We start from the raw sequence: 15,217 nt of genomic DNA, 5'->3' as shown, positions 1-15,217 counted from the left end.
GTTCAGGCCTCGAAATCCAGCTGCACCTTGACAGCCTGCGCCCGGTCGCCGGCAAGATCGAAGGCGCGCTGCGCTTCGGCAGCGGGCAGGACTTGCGTGACCATGGGCGACAGGTCGATCTCGCCCGCGCCGATCATGCGCACGGCCTGCGCGAACTCGCGGTCGAAGCGGTGGGTGCCGACCAGGCGCAGCTCCTTGGCGACGATCAGGTTCAGCGGCAGGGGCAGGGTGCCGCCGACGCCGATCTGCACCACGGTGCCCTGCGGCCGCGTCACGCCGATGGCCTGCGCGATGGCATGGGGATTGGCCGAGCATTCCAGCACCACGTCGATGCGGCCCTTGCCCTCGGCCAGATCGGCCAGCGCGTCGGGCTGTTCGGCCACGTTCACCGCCCGGTCGGCGCCCATGCGGCGGGCGATGTCCAGCGTGAAGTCCTGCACATCCGTCACCACGATCTCGGCCGCGCCGCGCAGGCGGGCCAGCGCGGTGCAGATCGCGCCGATGGGCCCGGCGCCGGTGACCAGCACCCGCTGGCCGGCCAGGTCGGGCGCCATGGTCAGGGCGTGCAGGCAGACGGCCAGCGGCTCGGCCCCCGCCGCGGCTGCGGCGTCTGCCCCGTCGGGCAGCGGCAGGCACTGCCCGACGGGATGATAGAGCCGGCTGCGAAAGAAGCCGTTCTCATGCGGGAAGCGCATGGCCGAGCCGTTGAAGCGCATGGCCAGGCAATGCCGCTCGGCGCCCGCGCGGCAATATTCGCATTCGCCGCAGGGGCGCGAGGGCGACAGCGCGACCAGTTGACCGGCCCCGAGGCCCGAGCCTTCGGGCGCGGCCTCGACCACGCCCGCGGCTTCGTGGCCCAGCACGATGGGCTCGCGCACCCGGACCGGGCCGAAGCCGCCGTCATGGTAGTAATGCAGGTCCGAGCCGCAGATGCCGCCGCGCAGCACGCGGATCAGGGCAGCGCCCTCGGCGGGTTGCGGATCGGGCAGGGGCTCGATCCGCAGGTCGTGGGCCGCATGCAGGCGGCAGGCGATGTCCCGTGTCATGTCAGTTCCCCATCAGCGTCGTCGGCAGCCAGGTGGCGAAGGGCGGGTAATAGGAGACCAGCAGCAGCACGATGATGTTCGAGATCAGGAAGGGAATGACCGCGCTGATCACCTTGGCCAGCGGCTCGCGCGCGATGTTGCAGGCGACGAACAGGCAGACGCCCACCGGCGGCGTGGTCAGGCCGATCATCAGGTTCAGGACCGCGAAGGTCGCGAAATGCAGCGGCTCGATGCCGACGCTGGTCGCCAGCCCCAGCAGCGGCACGAACAGGATGATCAGCGCGGCGATGGTCTCCATGAACATGCCGATCGCCAGCAGCAGCACGTTGATCAGCAGGATGACCAGGATCGGGTTGTCGGTGATCGCCAGCACGGTGCTGACCAGCATCTGCGGGATGCGCTCGGATGCCAGGATCGAGCCGAAGACATTGGCGAAACCCACCAGCGCCAGGATGCCGGCCGAGGAGACGGCGCTGTTGACGACGATGCGCGGCACCGCACGGATCGGCAGCTCGCGATAGACGAAGGCGCCGACGACAAAGGCGTAGAGGCAGGCGACGATGGCGGTCTCGGTCGGGGTGGCGATGCCGGTCAGCAACCCGCCGATGATCAGCCCGGTCATGGCCAGCGCCCAGAAGGCGGCGAGGAAGGCCGCGACCAGCTCGCCGAAGCCCTGCCATTGCTGGCGCGGATAGTTGCGGCGCACGGCCAGGATATAGCAGGTGATCGCCATGCCGATGCCCATCAGCACGCCCGGCACCGCGCCGGCAAGGAACAGCTGGCCGACCGAGATGCCCGACAGGGCGCCGACGATGATCATCGGCACGCTGGGCGGCAGCATCGGGCCAACCGTGGCCGAGGCGGCGGTGATCGCGGCAGCGAAATCGCCGGGATAGCCGGATTTCTTCATGCCGGGGATCATCACGCCGCCGGTCGCCGCGACATCGGCGACCGCCGTGCCCGAGACGCCGCCGAACATCATCGAATCCGCGACGTTCGCCATGGCCAGCCCGCCGCGCATCCAGCCCACCATGGCATTGGCCAGGCGGATGATGCGTTCGGTGATGCCGCCGAAATTCATCAGGTTGCCGGCCAGGATGAAGCCGGGAATGCACAGCAGCACGAAGACGTCCATGCCGGCATACATGCGCTGCGGGATGATGACGACCGGCAGGCCCGCCGACAGGATATAGGCCAGCGAGGCCAGCCCCAGACAGACCGCGACTGGCACGCCAAGCGCCAGCGTCACGATGAAGGTGGTCAGAAGCAGGAAAAGGTCCATGGATCAGGCTTCCTCGGCAAGGTGGGGCCGCCCGTCATCGGTGCCGGCGATCATGCCGATCACGCGCAGCAGGGCGAACAGGCAAAGCAGGACGGACAGCACCAGCACCGAGGCGTGGATGATGTCCATCGGCCAGCGCAGGCTGGGCGCGCGCTGGAAGGCCCCGATCTGGGTGAATTTCCAGGCCGGCCAGACCATAACCGCGCCAAGCGCCGCCGTGCAGACCGCCGCGATCAGGCGCATCCACCAGGCCTTGCTTTCCGAGACCGTCTCTTGCAGCAGGTCCACGTTCACCAGCTCGCCCGTCATCAGCGACAGGCCGATGCCGAAGGCGGTCATGTAGAGCAGCAGGTAGCGCGACAGTTCCTCGGTCCAGACCGGCGAGGGCAGGCCGAAGGTCCGGGTGGTGATCTGCAGCGTGACCACCGCGATCAGCACGAAGAAGGCGATGCCCACCGCAAACCGGCAGACCGCCGCGAGAATGCGTTGCATTAGAGCCAGATTTTTCATCTGCTTCAAACCCTTGTCGGCAAGTCGCGGCATGCGCGGTGCGCGCCGCGACCGGGCCGGTTAATTGTTGAACAGGTCCTGGACGATGGGCCGGATGCTTTCGTCGACGCTGTTGATGACAGCCTCGCGCGAGCCCTCGGCAAAGGCCGCCTGATCGGTTTCGACGAAGGTCATGCCCTTGGCCTCCAGATCGGCGCGGATGGCGTCCTCGTCCTGCAGGAACTGCTGGCGCTCGAACTCCTGGGCGCGGCGGGCGGCTTCCAGCATGTGGCCCTGATCCTCTTCGGACAGGCGCTGCCAGACCTGCTCGGCCACGGTCAGATAGATCCAGCCCCGCACATGCTCGGTCAGGTTCACATGGCTCTGCACCTCGTTCAGCGAGGCGGCCTGGATCAGCGCCAGCGGGTTTTCCTGCCCGTCGATGGTGCCGTTCTGCAGCGAGGTGAACACCTCCGAGAAGGCCATCGGCGTCGGCTGCGCGCCGAGCGCGGTCCAGGTGTCGACAAACAGCGGCACGTTCGGCACCCGCATGCGCATGCGATTCAGCTCGGCCGGGCTGGTGATGGCGCGGTTGGCGGTCAGGTTGCGCGCGCCGCGGGCGAAATAGGCGATGGGGCGGACCTGGGCGCGTTCGATGATCTGCGCCTCGATCTCTTTGCCGATCTCGCCGCCGGCGACCTCGTCCATGTGTTCAAGCGACTGGTAGGCATAGGGAATGGCCAGCAGCGCCGCCATGGGCGCCCAGTTCTGCAGGCTTTCGCCGGTGATGGTCATCTCGACCGTGCCCAGCTGCATGCCGTTGATGAGATCCATCTCGCGGCCCAGCGAGTCGTTGGGAAAGACCTCGACGGCGATGCGGCCCTCGGTCAGTGTCGCCAGTTCCTCGGCGAATTTCAGCGAGGCCTTGTGCCAGGAGTTCTGTTCGTTGGCGAGGTGGCCGAGCTTCAGCGTCAGTTCGGCGGCAGAGGCGCCCATGGCGGAAGCGGCGGTCAGGCATGCCACGGCCAGCGCCGCAAAGCGGCGGCGGTTCAGGGTGATCATCGTTCTCCTCCGGGATGATGCGGGTCAGGGTATGAAAAGTTCGGGACGGCTGCGCGAGATCTCGGGCAGGTCGTTCAGCAACTCGCGCAGATGGCGGCGCATGGCCTGCTCGGCCAGGGCCGGGTCGTGATTGCGCAGGCCCTCGACGATCTCGGCATGCTGGCCGATCAGCTTCTGGATGTCGAAGGTGCGCGCGGTGATGTAGCGCAGACGGTTCATCTGCGACTTAAGCCCCTCCAGCACGACCCAGACCGCCTCTTGCCCGGCCGCCACCGCAAGCAGGCGGTGGAAGCGGTCGTCGAGCCGGACGAAGGTTTCGGCATCGTCGCGCGCCACGGCCTCGCGCTGCTCGTCGATCTCGGCATCCAGGCGGGTCAGCAGCCGCTCGTCGGCCTGTTCGGCCAGCATGCGGACCAGATCGCTTTCCACGGCCTCGCGGATCAGCCGCGCCGAAAGCACCGCCGAAAGCGAGATGCGGCTGATATAGGTGCCGCGCTGGGGCCGCACCTCGGCCAGCCCGTCCGAGGTCAGGCGGATGAAGGCCTCGCGCACCGGCTGGCGGCTGACGCCGATCTGGTTGGCGATCTCGGTCTCGCTCAGGCGAGTGCCGGGGGGCAGGGCGCCGCGCAGGATCGCATCGCGCAGCCATTCATGGACCTGCGGCGCGGTCGAAAGCGTGAAGTCGATATTCGGCTGCATGGACATGAATCACCTCCCGGGCAGCAAAGTATCGCATACTTGCATACTAGTAAATCAAAAATGCATCCCCCATCGGAACGCCGCCGGAAAAACCGGCAGGGCGACTTTCCATCCGCACGGATCTGTGGCACGAAAGCCGGCCATGACCGTCAGCCAGCCCTATGATTTCCTGGTCTATCGCGCCACGCCCGCCGGCATCGTCGCGGCGATCACCGCCGCGCGGCTGAAGCTGCGCACCCTGCTGGTCGAGCCCTCGGGGCGGGTGGGCGGCATGATGACCTCGGGGCTGAATGCCGCCGACACGCTCAACAGCGGCTTGATCACCGGGGTGCCGCTGGAGTTCTTCCGGGCGGTGCGCGACGAATATGCCATGCCGCACCTGCCGGTCCGCATCGAAAGCAGCATGGCGCTGAAGGTCTTTCGCGCCATGCTGGCGCGCAGCGGCGTCGAACTGGCGCTGCATTGCGACATCGGCGGCATCCGCCGCGAGGGACCGCGCCTGGCGGAATGCCGGCTGAGCGACGGCCGGCAGGTGTCGTCACGCTGGTGGGTCGATGCCTCTTACGAGGGCGACCTGATGCACCTTGCCGGCATCCGTCACCGGCTGGGCCGCGAATCCGCCAGCGAGTTCGGCGAAAGCCTGGCCGGACGGCAGCCGTTCGGCCCGCTTCTGCCCTGGCAGCCCAAGGCGGCGATCGACCCGCGGCAGGATGGCCGGCCGCTGCCCTATGTCCTGCCCTGGTCGCCCCCTGCCGAACCGGGAACGGGCGACGACCGGCTGCAAAGCTATTGCATCCGCCCCACGCTGACCAACCGGCCCGAAAACCGCCTGCCGGTCATCGCGCCCGAGGATTTCGATTTCCGCAACTTCGCGTTGTTCCGCCGCCTTGGGCTGCTGATCCGGGCCGGGCGGATCACCTCGAAGGCCATCCCGATGCAGGGCACGACCTTCCAATCGGCCTATTTCAAGCTGAACGAGCTGCCGAACGGCAAGTTCGACATGAATTCCGGCCCGGCCGCGCCGCTGAACAATCCGGCGCTGACGCAGGAATGGGTGAAAGCTTCGATGGAGCGCCGCAAGGCGCTGACCCAGGATTTCGCGCGTTATACCCAGGCGCTGCTGCACTTCATCCAGAACGACGACTCGGTGCCCGTCCGCCTGCGGCGGTTCTTCGGCCAGTTCGGCCTGCCCGCGGACGAATATGCCGATTCGGGCCATCTGCCTCCCGAGGTCTATGTGCGCGAGGGCCGCAGGCTTGTCGGCGCGCATGTCTTTCGCCAGCAGGACATCGAAGGCGGCGGCGTCGATCCGGCCGACGCCATCTGCATCGGCAAATACCATCTGGACTGCAAGCCAGTGCGCTGGCAGGTGAACCGCACCGGGACCAATGTCCTGCGCGAGGGGATGTTCTTTTCGCACAGCGCCCACCGCTATGCCCTGCCGGGCTGGATCATCCTGGCACATCACGATGATTGCCGGAACTTCTTCTCGGTCTGCGGCGTCTCGGCCAGCCATGTCGCCTTCAGCTCGATCCGCATGGAGCCGACCTGGATGGAACTGGGGGCCGCGGCCGCCATGATGGCCCATCTTGCCGACCGGCACGGTGTCCCCGCGCACCAGATCCGGGGCCGGTCGGTGGTGGAACTGCGTCAGGCGCGGTTCCGGCAATGGCCCTCGGCCACCTTCATCCGGGCACGGCTCCGCCGCAAGATCGCCGGATATCGTCGCAAGCTGCCGGGGCAGGGGAAGTCGGCCGGGTGATCCGCCGCCCGGGCAGTCAGCGGGATTCGACCTGCGACAGGATCTCGCGCTCGGTCGCGCGGATCATGCCGCTGTAGCGCTGGTTCTTGAAGCCGAAGATGGTGGAATGCACGTCCTCGCGATGGCCGGCGATGAAGGGCACGGCCGAGACCACCCGCAGCCCCGGCATGCTGTTGAGCCATTCGTCGATGGTATTCGTGCTCGCATCCCCGGCATCTGGGGACCAGTCTGCCATCCATTCCAGCGCGATGCGGTTATAGACGTTGAACACCATGCCCATCATGTGCGGCGTGTGGATGATGTGATTGTCGCCCAGCCGCCTGCGCAGGCTGATCTTGGGCTTGCCCTCGATCCGGGTCATCACGCCGTTGAAGACGTCCCAGTCGGCGCGGTCCAGATAACGGTGGATCGCCGCGCAATATTGCGGGAAATCCGGGCTGAAGAAGGCGTCGTCCTCGCAGATGGTCAGGCGCTCCGCCCCGGATTGCAGCGCCTTGGCGGCGACGGTCTTGTAGCTCCAGGCACAGCCCTTCCAGGCGGGCAGCAGGCGGATGCCGTCGAAGAAGCGGAAGCCGGCCGGATTGCCCTGCCGGAAACTGTCGCGCCTTTGCAGATATTCCGGCAGGCTGATGCAGATATGCGCGCGGTCGCCGATCGGCGGTGCAAAGGCCAGCACCTCCTCCAGATAGCGGGCGGGATCAAGGGCGCCGGCATAGGCGAGCCAGCGCCCGATGGCCAGCCTGGTCTGGTGTCCCGGAGCCCGGTCGGGGACCAGGGTGATGTCGGGCAGCGCCGCCCCCAGCGCCAGCGCGCGGCGCAGGCCTTCCTCCGAACCGACGATCATCGCGCAGCCCGATGCCAGCAGCGCCTGGATCGCGCCGTCCTGCGGTCCGGCCGCCGCAAGATAGTCGTCGTCCAGCACGGCCGCGGCCAGATCCCCCGCGCCAAGCTCGGCAGCGCCGGGGTTGAAGACGATCGAGCGGCAGCCGGCCGAGGCGGCGGCCAGAAGCCCGTGGCGCGCAAGCTCGGCCTGAAACCGCGCCTTCAGCGGCCCGTGGCCGACAAGCGCCATGGGCTGGTCGGAAGGGGCACTGATCTCGCGCATCAGCCGGTCGTCGCGACGGTATCGGACCCGGTTGATGGCACCGGTGACGCCTTCCTGTGCCACGACCCGGCAGAGCCTTCTGACTGCATCCAGCATCCTGAATTCCTGTCGGAACTGTTCCTGCGGATAACCTTCATGCTGGTGAACGACACAGTTCGATTACGCTTGCGACAATAACCAAGTTTCAGCCGCAATCAGAATGATATTTTAGAGAGGACCAAAAAGCGTCGAAACGCAGACAAATGGATCATATACATATTAATCAAAAGCGGCGCTTGCGGCGCTGGGAAATATCCATGCGACAGAGCAAGACGCCCGTTCGGGCTTTACCGAAGGCGATCCCGATAGGAGCTGCGCGCGTGATGGTCCGCGAGGGAAAGAATGCGGCCGTAAATCTGGACCCGGACCGTGCCAATTCCTTGCGGCGAAACCTGCGCGTAAAGATACGGCGCCTCCTGCCATTCTCCCAGCCGGATCGGGAAATCCTGGATGGCATTCTTTTCGGCCAGCCTGCCCAGATCCGCATTTTCCACCAGCAGCAGGCCGCCGCCTCTTTTCTGGTCGAGCGTTCGAAGGGTCAACAGCGCGTCGCCCGGCTCAATGCGCGCAGGGGCCCAGATGGTGATATTGTCGATGATATATTTTCCCTGTGCCTGCAGTTCGATGGCCTGCTCCTGGCCGCTGGCGATATCCACATCGCCGATTCCGAAGGGGAAATTCGGGCTTTCGACGATGAAATGCGCCGCACCGGAACGGCCATCCGGCGAAACGATCGTCAAGCCCGGGCCTCCAGTCGTGAAGGCTTGCGTTTCCCTGCGGCCCGCCTTTTTGACGTTATCCATGTTTCTTGCCATCCTGTTCTTGAACATCAGAAGCATCAGAAGCGAGTAATCGTCAGGCCGGCCTTCTTGAGGCGATTCTGAACCGGCGCGTAAGACAGTTTCGCCGGCGAAACCTCCATTTCCAGACTGGTCAGCGCGACATGGCCGCAGGCTTCGCCCACTGCGGACAGAAAAGGCTCCAGCCTGATGGCGGTAAAGGCAACCTCGCTGGCCGATATGCCCCAACTGACGATAAGGTTGTCGCATTCCCCGACCGGAGGAACCACCGCCCGCAGCGGAACGGTGATGTAGTTTGCATTTCCCGCATGCACCTCGGCCCCATTGGCGTCTTGAAAGGTCTTTACTGCCAAATGTCCTTCAAATTTCGTACCTCCGAATGGGCGCGCTGTCTGTGTTTTAGCCTTTGAATCAAGGATGTACTGTCCTACAGCAATACTATCCTCCCAATTCACCTCGTACACTGCGTGCCAAAAATTGATCGTTACCTGTCCAACAAGACGACGACCTTCCCGTTGATAAAGTTCGGAAGGCCAGCCAGGGGTGAGGATATAGTCGTCCTGCCACTCGTCAGCACAGAGCCCCCACATGGAAAAATTTCGTCTTACTACTTGTGGAACCTCGAATCGCTGCTGAAAGATATGCAGCCTTCCCAGTTCTCGATAGGCTAAAAACTCGCGAATCTCATGTCGGCGCTTATCAGTTGCTTCAGAGTATTCCGATGAGACTTCTCCGCGAATATCGCTGCCATTGGCCGAAAATTTGTCGCGATATTCCGTCATCTCTTTGATGCTGGAAAGTCTCAACCAAGTATTCTGCCGTTCTTGCTCACCGAGTTGCAAGAAGTTTGGAATGGCGAGCTTTGCCTTTTCAGCATCATAGGTTGCCCTGTATATAGGACGATAAGCATGCTCGCGAGTATTTATTCTGATGCTTCCTGCTTTCTGCGCTAATCTGACTTCGTCAGAGAAATCTCTTATATCAAACCCTGGAGGAGCAGGAAATCTCAGGTTGGAATCGCCGGGAATGTTGGTGATGCAATTCCTGAAGCCCATCGCCATGCTTCTGCGATCGGCGCTGCCCTTGGGTTCGAATGCGCGCCAGCCGCCGTATTTGGTGAGATTGCCTTTCTCATCGACGACATCGTAAGTGCGCTCGGTGACGCAGCCGGGATTGGCGCCCGCATAGTCTTCGCCAAATTGCGAGGCCGCCTCGCGGCCAATTCTCCAGGGCACGTTTGCGGCAGCCATGAGGCCGCCATTATAGCTGGCATCGATATAGACCTTTGCGGCATAGAGCCCGCCTTTTCCCGGCTTTCGCAGCCAGGAACATCCTTCCGTGGCTATCGCGGCGATGCGGGTTCCGCGTTCCGCAACGGCGCTGTCCGGTTGGCCGTCCTGGTCCACGATCTCATTGCGGATGACCTGCGTGATGGTTTCACCCAACGCCAGAACGATATTCGGTTCTGCACGGATCATCCGGGACAATACCCGGTGCGCCACGGAAGGCGGAAAGTTCCACTGCAGGAAGCTTGAAGCGTTATAGCCGGTGATCGAGGAAACCGCGTCGGTAAATTCCTCGACGACCCCGCCGGCCCAGTTCTTGAATCGATGCGGAGCATCCGTGATGCCGAGGCCGCCGGTGATCATGCCGCCGATTGACGATTCCGGTGCCTGAATCACGACGGATTTTCCCGCCCGCGCGCATACGATGGCGGAGAAAATCCCCGACGGAGTGGCGCCGTGGACAAAGACGTCGAATTTTCTCATCATGTCGCTCCTGAACTGCGCGCTCCGGGTCGTGCAGCGGTAAGTCGGATTTGGGGTCAGCCGCGCTTAAGAGTAAGGAAGACCTTCCGACATCTTGCCTGTCTTATAAGCAGATGACGTCAGCCTGGCTTCAAGGCTAGCCGGGTCGCTCACCAGGCCGAAAAGCTCTTCTGTCGGGTTTCCAGGATCTGAGATTCAAGATCGAAGGTCTGCCTTCCCACCATTTCTGGGCGATACGTTGTCCGTTGCTGTATCGCAATACGAGCCGGCCTCTAGCAGCGGCTCGGACAAGACTGTCGCATATTTCCCGCTCTTCCTTGGTCAAGGTGGGCAGTTCGGCGACTGTGTTATCTTTTCCCGAGGGACTGCAAGAAAGGAATTCCGAGGTCGCGAATCCGCGGTAGCGTACTGCAAGCCACTGATTGGTTTCCAGCGAGTCCTGATAGATTTTCCGCCGCAGTTCCGGCTTCATGAAGGTGAAATCATTGACCTCTCCGGGGTAGTGTCGAAAGAGATCTGAGATCATCACGATGTATCTGACAGGAAGTGCCATCTCTCCGGTTTCACGGGTGTATTTTTCCGAGCAATATCGGATAGCACTTAATGCTTTCAGACCAAACCTCTTGTTTACGATGTCGGAATCCGGCATCTCGACATCCAGCTTGAGAGCATATTTCAGCATGTGGCTGACGATGCCAATCGTCTTGGCTTCCTTGTCGAAAGGCAGGCAGATGATGTTTTCGTGACCTATCGCCTTTCCCCAAGCGGTGACGATGCCCTTGTATTCCGTAATCTTCGCCCCCTGCTCCTTGTAGAACTCATCTATGGTTCCGCTATGTCGGCCAAACCTGAGCAGCTGATTGTATCCGGATTCTATATAGTCCCATTGAGGACGAAGATAGAGGATCACCTTGCAATCATAATCGGCGAAATGCTTTCTGAACTTCGCAGCAACAGTATTGGCCAGAAATCTTCTAAAGGCTTCACTGGACAGCAATATGTTGTCTGCGCCCGTGGACCTGACCTCTTCCTCCAGATCCGCCCAGCTTCCACGAGCCGGTAGAAACGATTTCGGCGCATATAGTTCATAGGCCAGATTGTGATGTGCGACCAGCTTCCTGACATACCGGCCTTTACGAGGATAGTACACAGTGCGGTTTTCCGCGGAATCACTATGCTCTGCAAAAGCCCGCTGTATTGCGGTCGTCCCGCACTTCGGCTGGCCGATATGTAAAAAGATACGCTTCACAATCCTACCTTCCGGCTTTTATTTTTCTATCACTCGCAAGCTCTGGTTGCGTTTTTCCGACGCGCACCCGCCTATCCCTTGATCAGCACTCCGAACCGCCGATTCACGATGCAGACGAAATCATGGTGCTCCATGCGCATCATGCAGCGAAAGGCCTCGCGCGAGGATTCGGAATAGGACAGATCGTCCACGATGATCATGGATCGCCGCGCCATCCAACCGATCAGGGAACGAAAGCTGCGCAGCATGGCATCCTTTTCATGCACCGCATCGATGAAGGCCAGATCCACCTCGGCCGCACCGGCCAGATAGGAGGGAAAACAGGCGAAATCGCCTTGCACCACCCGCGAGCCGGGATCGATCAGGTTGACCGAGGCCTGGGCGATCGCCGCATAATCCGAGATCTCGAAGGAGAGCAGCGTGCCGCCTTCGGCCCGGCGGGCGGCCGCGGCCAGATACATCGACGAAATGCCGAAACCCGCGCCTGCCTCGAGGATCAGCCCTGCCTCGATGCTGCGCGCCAGATTGTAGAGCACGGCGCCATAGGCGGGCGAGATCGCCAGAATGTCCGAGGTGACCAGGCCCGGCCCCTCGCGCCCGGCATGGGACTTGCCGCCGTAAGAACGGTGCAGGGGGCTGGGCGCATAGTTGCGCAGCGCCGTCCGCCGCCGGCCGATCTCGGCCTGGGTCTCGGGCTCGATCTCGCCTCCCAGCACCGCCCGGAACCGTGCGCGGTCCCAGGTCGGCGAGTTCTCGCGCAGATAGGTGACGGCGAACCGGCTTTCCCCGGCCCCGGCGGGGGCGGCGACAGGGGTGGGGGCCGGTTCGCCCTCTTTGTGGGATTGATCCATGTATCGGGTTCTTTCAGGTCCTGGCCGGGACGGGTCCGGCCTGCCAGCTTGCCATCCATTCCCCGGCGGCGCGGGTCACCTCGGGCAGGGCCTCGAAGGGCGCCGCCGCCAGCAGGGCCGCGATGTCGATGGGCTTGCGGGCCAGCAGGAAACGCTCGGCCGGGATGGTGTCCGGGTCGAGGCCGGAGAATTGCGACAGGTCCACCGCCTCGGGCGCGCGCTCATGGCCGATCGACTGGTAATAGTCGTCGAACTTGATGCCGTCGCCGTGGATCTGGGTGCTGGACGAGGTAACCGTCGCCAGGCAGGCGGGAATGCCGTAGGCCTGCGCGATGATCACGCCGTGCAGCGAGGAGGAGACGATGCGCTCGCAATCGTGCATCTCGTCCAGGAAGGCCTCGATCTCGTCATAGCCGAGACGGCGGATGTCGATGCGCTTGACGGCCGGATCGACCGGGGTCGCCATCTCTTCATGGGTGAAATGCAGGATCAGCCCGGTCTTGTGGCGCGGCTTGGCCGTGCGCGGATAGAGGATCGGCAGCAGCCAGGCCGGATCGCCATAGACCTCGGGGCAGGTGCCGCCGTTGGCGATGACCAGGTCGCGGGTCAGCGGGCCGCGCACCGCGTGGTAATGCGCCCCTGCCGCCAGGGTGTCGCGGGAATTCGGCGTGCCGCTGCCCCAGACCCGGCTGCCCTCGCGGGCGTATTTGATGACCGACCCGATGGCGCAGAGCCCGATGCCGCGGCCCGCCCATTCCGGGGGAATGCCGGTGACCTTCTCGACGATATAGGGGTTCACGATGTCGCCCAGGTTGCCGGGATAAGGCTGTTCCCACCAGAACAGCTTGACCCGCCGCGAGGGCTCAATGCCGCGCTGTTCCGCCCGCCGGTCGAGCGAGGCGCGGAACAGCCGGCTGCGCGAGAAGCTGATGACCGCCTCGTTCCCGGTCAGCAGGATCTCGGAGAACAGCTCGTCCGCGCGGGCCCATGCCTTCTGGTCGATCGCCTGCAAGAGCTGGAAGCGCAGCGCATAGGGGTGAAGATGCTCGTTGTCGCGATAGCGCGCCAGATTGGCCTTCAGCACCGAAGGGTCCTTGAACTTGGCCGAGATCTCGAGCAGCCGGTGATAGCTGGCGTAATCCTCGGGATCGCGCGACAGCAGGGCGTGGAAATAGTCGCAGACCAGCGTCCGCCGCCCCGCCCGCGCCGCGTCGGAGATCAGGTCCAGAATGACCGCCTTCTGGCTTTCGGGACGCATGATGTCGGGGGTGTGCTGAAGCACCTTGCCCTTGAATTCCTTGACGTTTCCGCTGTCGCCATGCAGGAAGTAGGCGCCGGGATTTTCAGAATCCTGCGGGCGGACGACGTCATTGGGCGACAGCACAAGCAGCCGCGGCCGGGCGCTGGTGCGCCGGAAGGCCTCTTCGAGGATGTAGTCGTCGGTGAAATCGCCCTCGGTTTCGCGTTCGACCCGCTTGCATTCGTAAAGCAGTTCCAGCGTCTCGCGGGTGTAGTTCAGGATCAGATAGCCCGGATGGAAGCGGCGGGCGTAAAGCGAGAAATTTTCCTGCGGTAGGAAGCGGAATCCGCGCATGAAGGCCGCGATGTCATAGGCGCGGCTTGCCAGGTTATCGACATTGCGCAGCAGCTTGGTGTCCACGTCGACCCACATGATCGTGCTGCGATGCTTGAGCAGCATCTTGCGATAGAAGCGGACCTTGGCGCGGCAGATCTCGCTCCAGCTCGTGCCTTCGGGAAAGGTGATGGGCTGGATGTCGTGCAGCATGCCCAGCTCGTCGCAGCGGGCGCGCAGCTCGTTGGCCTTTTCTTCGTAATAGCCGCCCTCGGTATAGAAGCTGACGATGGTGATGCGCTGGCTGGCCACCTCGCCGCGGCGGCGGACATAGCGTAGCAGGGCTTCGGGCAACAGCTTCTTGGCCAGGCGCACCGAGACGGGGGTTGGGGAGGGCTGGAAGAGGTTGGTGTTGGCGCTTGTTTCGGTCATGGGAGCAGCTTTTCCTTGAGAGGTTTCACCTGCCGCAGACGCGACGGCAATAGGGAGGGGAGGAGGATTATGTATAAACAAAAAAATCAGTATCTTACCTTTCCGGATCAATCCGGAAACCAAGCCCGGCGGTCCCGCTTTCGCTGCGGGGGTGACGGGCTGGCCAAGACCCTGGCACGGCACGGGGATGCCGTCGCTGGGGCGGGTATTTCGGTCCGGCGCAAGGGCCGGCTTCCGGGCTTGGCCATGGCACCGCCATGGCCGGGTATTTCATCGCTGCGCCAGATCGCGGTGCCATTTGGTCAGCAGCGCCAGGCCGGCGGCGAACAGCACCGCGGCGATGGTGATGACATAGAGGGGCTCGACATATTCGGCGCGATAGGTCGAATAGAACCCCGAGCGGCTGGTGCCGACGATATGGATCAGCGGGTTGAACCAGACATAATCGCGATAGGGCATCGGAATGCTGTCGAAGGACATGAAGATGCACGACAGCAGGAACAGCGGCCGGGTGATGATCCCCCAGATGTTGGCCCAGACGGGAAAGCGCCGCATCAGGAAGCAGTTCATGCAGCCCACGCCGAGCGCCAGCCCGGCGGCCATCAGGAAGGCCAGCATGATCCGGGGCAGGTTCACGATCAGCTCGATATCGTCGTAATAGATGATGCCGGTCAGCACGATCACGAAGACCAGCGCCTGGATCATGCAGGCCAGCACGAAGCGCGCGATGATCGCATCGACGAAGGTCACGCCGGGATAGAACAGCAGCTGCTTCGAGAAGGACAGCGATTGCGCGATCTTGCGGCTGATGTCGAGGAACATGATGAAGGGCAGCAGCCCCGAGGCATAGAACAGCGCAAAGCTGGACCCCATCGGCGGCACCCGCACGCCCAGCGAAAAGATGATGGTCAGCAGCGCGATGCCGCCCACCGGCTCCAGCACCGTCCAGATGAACCCGCCCGGCGACTTGCCGTAAGAGGTGGACATCTCGCGGAAGATCAGCGCGAAGATGGTGCGCAGCGCCGGCATCCGGGTCAGGGGGTGATGTTGGGGCATCAG

At 63.4% G+C, this 15,217-nt stretch carries 13 protein-coding genes; 1 reads left to right on the top strand and 12 read right to left on the bottom strand.

Features of this window, described 5'->3' with window-relative positions:
* Positions 1-2: 2 nt before the first annotated feature.
* The 5 genes from PARJ55_RS0115700 to PARJ55_RS0115680 form a co-directional block, all read right to left on the bottom strand.
* A complete protein-coding gene (locus PARJ55_RS0115700; RefSeq protein ID WP_028713904.1) occupies positions 3-1,046 on the bottom strand; it encodes an L-idonate 5-dehydrogenase in 1,044 nt (347 codons plus the stop codon).
* Between the two features lies 1 nt (position 1,047).
* Complete coding sequence (locus tag PARJ55_RS0115695) at positions 1,048-2,328, bottom strand: TRAP transporter large permease (protein WP_028713903.1); 1,281 nt, start codon at positions 2,326-2,328, stop codon at positions 1,048-1,050.
* Positions 2,329-2,331: 3 nt separating this feature from the next.
* Positions 2,332-2,820, bottom strand: a complete 489-nt coding sequence (locus PARJ55_RS0115690; protein ID WP_036698818.1) for a TRAP transporter small permease — start codon at positions 2,818-2,820, stop codon at positions 2,332-2,334.
* A gap of 78 nt (positions 2,821-2,898) precedes the next feature.
* Positions 2,899-3,879, bottom strand: coding sequence for a TRAP transporter substrate-binding protein (locus PARJ55_RS0115685; RefSeq protein WP_028713901.1), 981 nt, complete (start codon positions 3,877-3,879; stop codon positions 2,899-2,901).
* Positions 3,880-3,903: 24 nt separating this feature from the next.
* Complete coding sequence (locus PARJ55_RS0115680; RefSeq protein WP_028713900.1) at positions 3,904-4,584, bottom strand: GntR family transcriptional regulator; 681 nt, start codon at positions 4,582-4,584, stop codon at positions 3,904-3,906.
* A 136-nt stretch (positions 4,585-4,720) separates the two neighbouring features.
* Here PARJ55_RS0115680 and PARJ55_RS0115675 point away from each other — a divergent pair, with 136 nt between their 5' ends.
* Complete coding sequence (locus PARJ55_RS0115675) at positions 4,721-6,340, top strand: FAD-dependent oxidoreductase (RefSeq protein ID WP_028713899.1); 1,620 nt, start codon at positions 4,721-4,723, stop codon at positions 6,338-6,340.
* A gap of 16 nt (positions 6,341-6,356) precedes the next feature.
* Here the strand turns inward: PARJ55_RS0115675 and PARJ55_RS23045 are convergent, their stop codons facing one another.
* From PARJ55_RS23045 to PARJ55_RS0115635, 7 genes are all read right to left on the bottom strand, one after another.
* Positions 6,357-7,541 (bottom strand): hypothetical protein, encoded by a 1,185-nt coding sequence (locus tag PARJ55_RS23045; protein WP_028713898.1) that lies wholly within the window; start codon positions 7,539-7,541, stop codon positions 6,357-6,359.
* 230 nt (positions 7,542-7,771) lie between these two features.
* On the bottom strand, positions 7,772-8,287 hold the full coding sequence (locus tag PARJ55_RS0115665) for a hypothetical protein (protein WP_156929509.1): 516 nt from the start codon (positions 8,285-8,287) through the stop codon (positions 7,772-7,774).
* A gap of 35 nt (positions 8,288-8,322) precedes the next feature.
* Positions 8,323-10,053 (bottom strand): FAD-dependent oxidoreductase, encoded by a 1,731-nt coding sequence (locus PARJ55_RS23410; RefSeq protein WP_198019372.1) that lies wholly within the window; start codon positions 10,051-10,053, stop codon positions 8,323-8,325.
* Positions 10,054-10,189: 136 nt separating this feature from the next.
* The gene (locus PARJ55_RS24050) at positions 10,190-11,302 is read right to left on the bottom strand and encodes a sulfotransferase domain-containing protein (RefSeq protein WP_198019371.1); all 1,113 of its coding nucleotides are present in this window, start codon (positions 11,300-11,302) and stop codon (positions 10,190-10,192) included.
* Positions 11,303-11,373: 71 nt separating this feature from the next.
* Positions 11,374-12,153: a class I SAM-dependent methyltransferase gene (locus PARJ55_RS23040; protein ID WP_051416305.1), complete on the bottom strand. Its 780-nt coding sequence runs from the start codon at positions 12,151-12,153 to the stop codon at positions 11,374-11,376.
* 13 nt (positions 12,154-12,166) lie between these two features.
* Positions 12,167-14,158: a polysaccharide pyruvyl transferase family protein gene (locus tag PARJ55_RS23035; protein WP_051416304.1), complete on the bottom strand. Its 1,992-nt coding sequence runs from the start codon at positions 14,156-14,158 to the stop codon at positions 12,167-12,169.
* A 270-nt stretch (positions 14,159-14,428) separates the two neighbouring features.
* Positions 14,429-15,214 carry an ABC transporter permease gene (locus tag PARJ55_RS0115635; RefSeq protein ID WP_230375418.1) on the bottom strand — a complete coding sequence of 262 codons (786 nt, stop codon included), beginning with the start codon at positions 15,212-15,214 and terminating at the stop codon, positions 14,429-14,431.
* Between the last annotated feature and the right edge of the window lie 3 nt (positions 15,215-15,217).

Origin of the sequence: Paracoccus sp. J55 (genome assembly GCF_000513975.1) — a bacterium.
Lineage (GTDB): Bacteria > Pseudomonadota > Alphaproteobacteria > Rhodobacterales > Rhodobacteraceae > Paracoccus.
The sequence above is the reverse complement of the archived record's forward strand: the minus strand, read 5'-3'. Positions and strand labels throughout refer to the sequence as shown.

Bases quoted from the DNA above. Each gene is read 5' to 3' on its own strand.
- PARJ55_RS23035 (WP_051416304.1), bottom strand. From the start codon at position 14,158: ATGACCGAAACAAGCGCCAACACCAACCTCTTCCAGCCCTCCCCAACC.
- PARJ55_RS0115685 (WP_028713901.1), bottom strand. From the start codon at position 3,879: ATGATCACCCTGAACCGCCGCCGCTTTGCGGCGCTGGCCGTGGCATGC.
- PARJ55_RS0115635 (WP_230375418.1), bottom strand. From the start codon at position 15,214: ATGCCCCAACATCACCCCCTGACCCGGATGCCGGCGCTGCGCACCATC.
- PARJ55_RS0115700 (WP_028713904.1), bottom strand. From the start codon at position 1,046: ATGACACGGGACATCGCCTGCCGCCTGCATGCGGCCCACGACCTGCGG.
- PARJ55_RS0115680 (WP_028713900.1), bottom strand. From the start codon at position 4,584: ATGTCCATGCAGCCGAATATCGACTTCACGCTTTCGACCGCGCCGCAG.
- PARJ55_RS0115675 (WP_028713899.1), top strand. From the start codon at position 4,721: ATGACCGTCAGCCAGCCCTATGATTTCCTGGTCTATCGCGCCACGCCC.
- PARJ55_RS23040 (WP_051416305.1), bottom strand. From the start codon at position 12,153: ATGGATCAATCCCACAAAGAGGGCGAACCGGCCCCCACCCCTGTCGCC.
- PARJ55_RS0115665 (WP_156929509.1), bottom strand. From the start codon at position 8,287: ATGGATAACGTCAAAAAGGCGGGCCGCAGGGAAACGCAAGCCTTCACG.
- PARJ55_RS0115695 (WP_028713903.1), bottom strand. From the start codon at position 2,328: ATGGACCTTTTCCTGCTTCTGACCACCTTCATCGTGACGCTGGCGCTT.
- PARJ55_RS0115690 (WP_036698818.1), bottom strand. From the start codon at position 2,820: ATGCAACGCATTCTCGCGGCGGTCTGCCGGTTTGCGGTGGGCATCGCC.
- PARJ55_RS23045 (WP_028713898.1), bottom strand. From the start codon at position 7,541: ATGCTGGATGCAGTCAGAAGGCTCTGCCGGGTCGTGGCACAGGAAGGC.
- PARJ55_RS23410 (WP_198019372.1), bottom strand. From the start codon at position 10,053: ATGAGAAAATTCGACGTCTTTGTCCACGGCGCCACTCCGTCGGGGATT.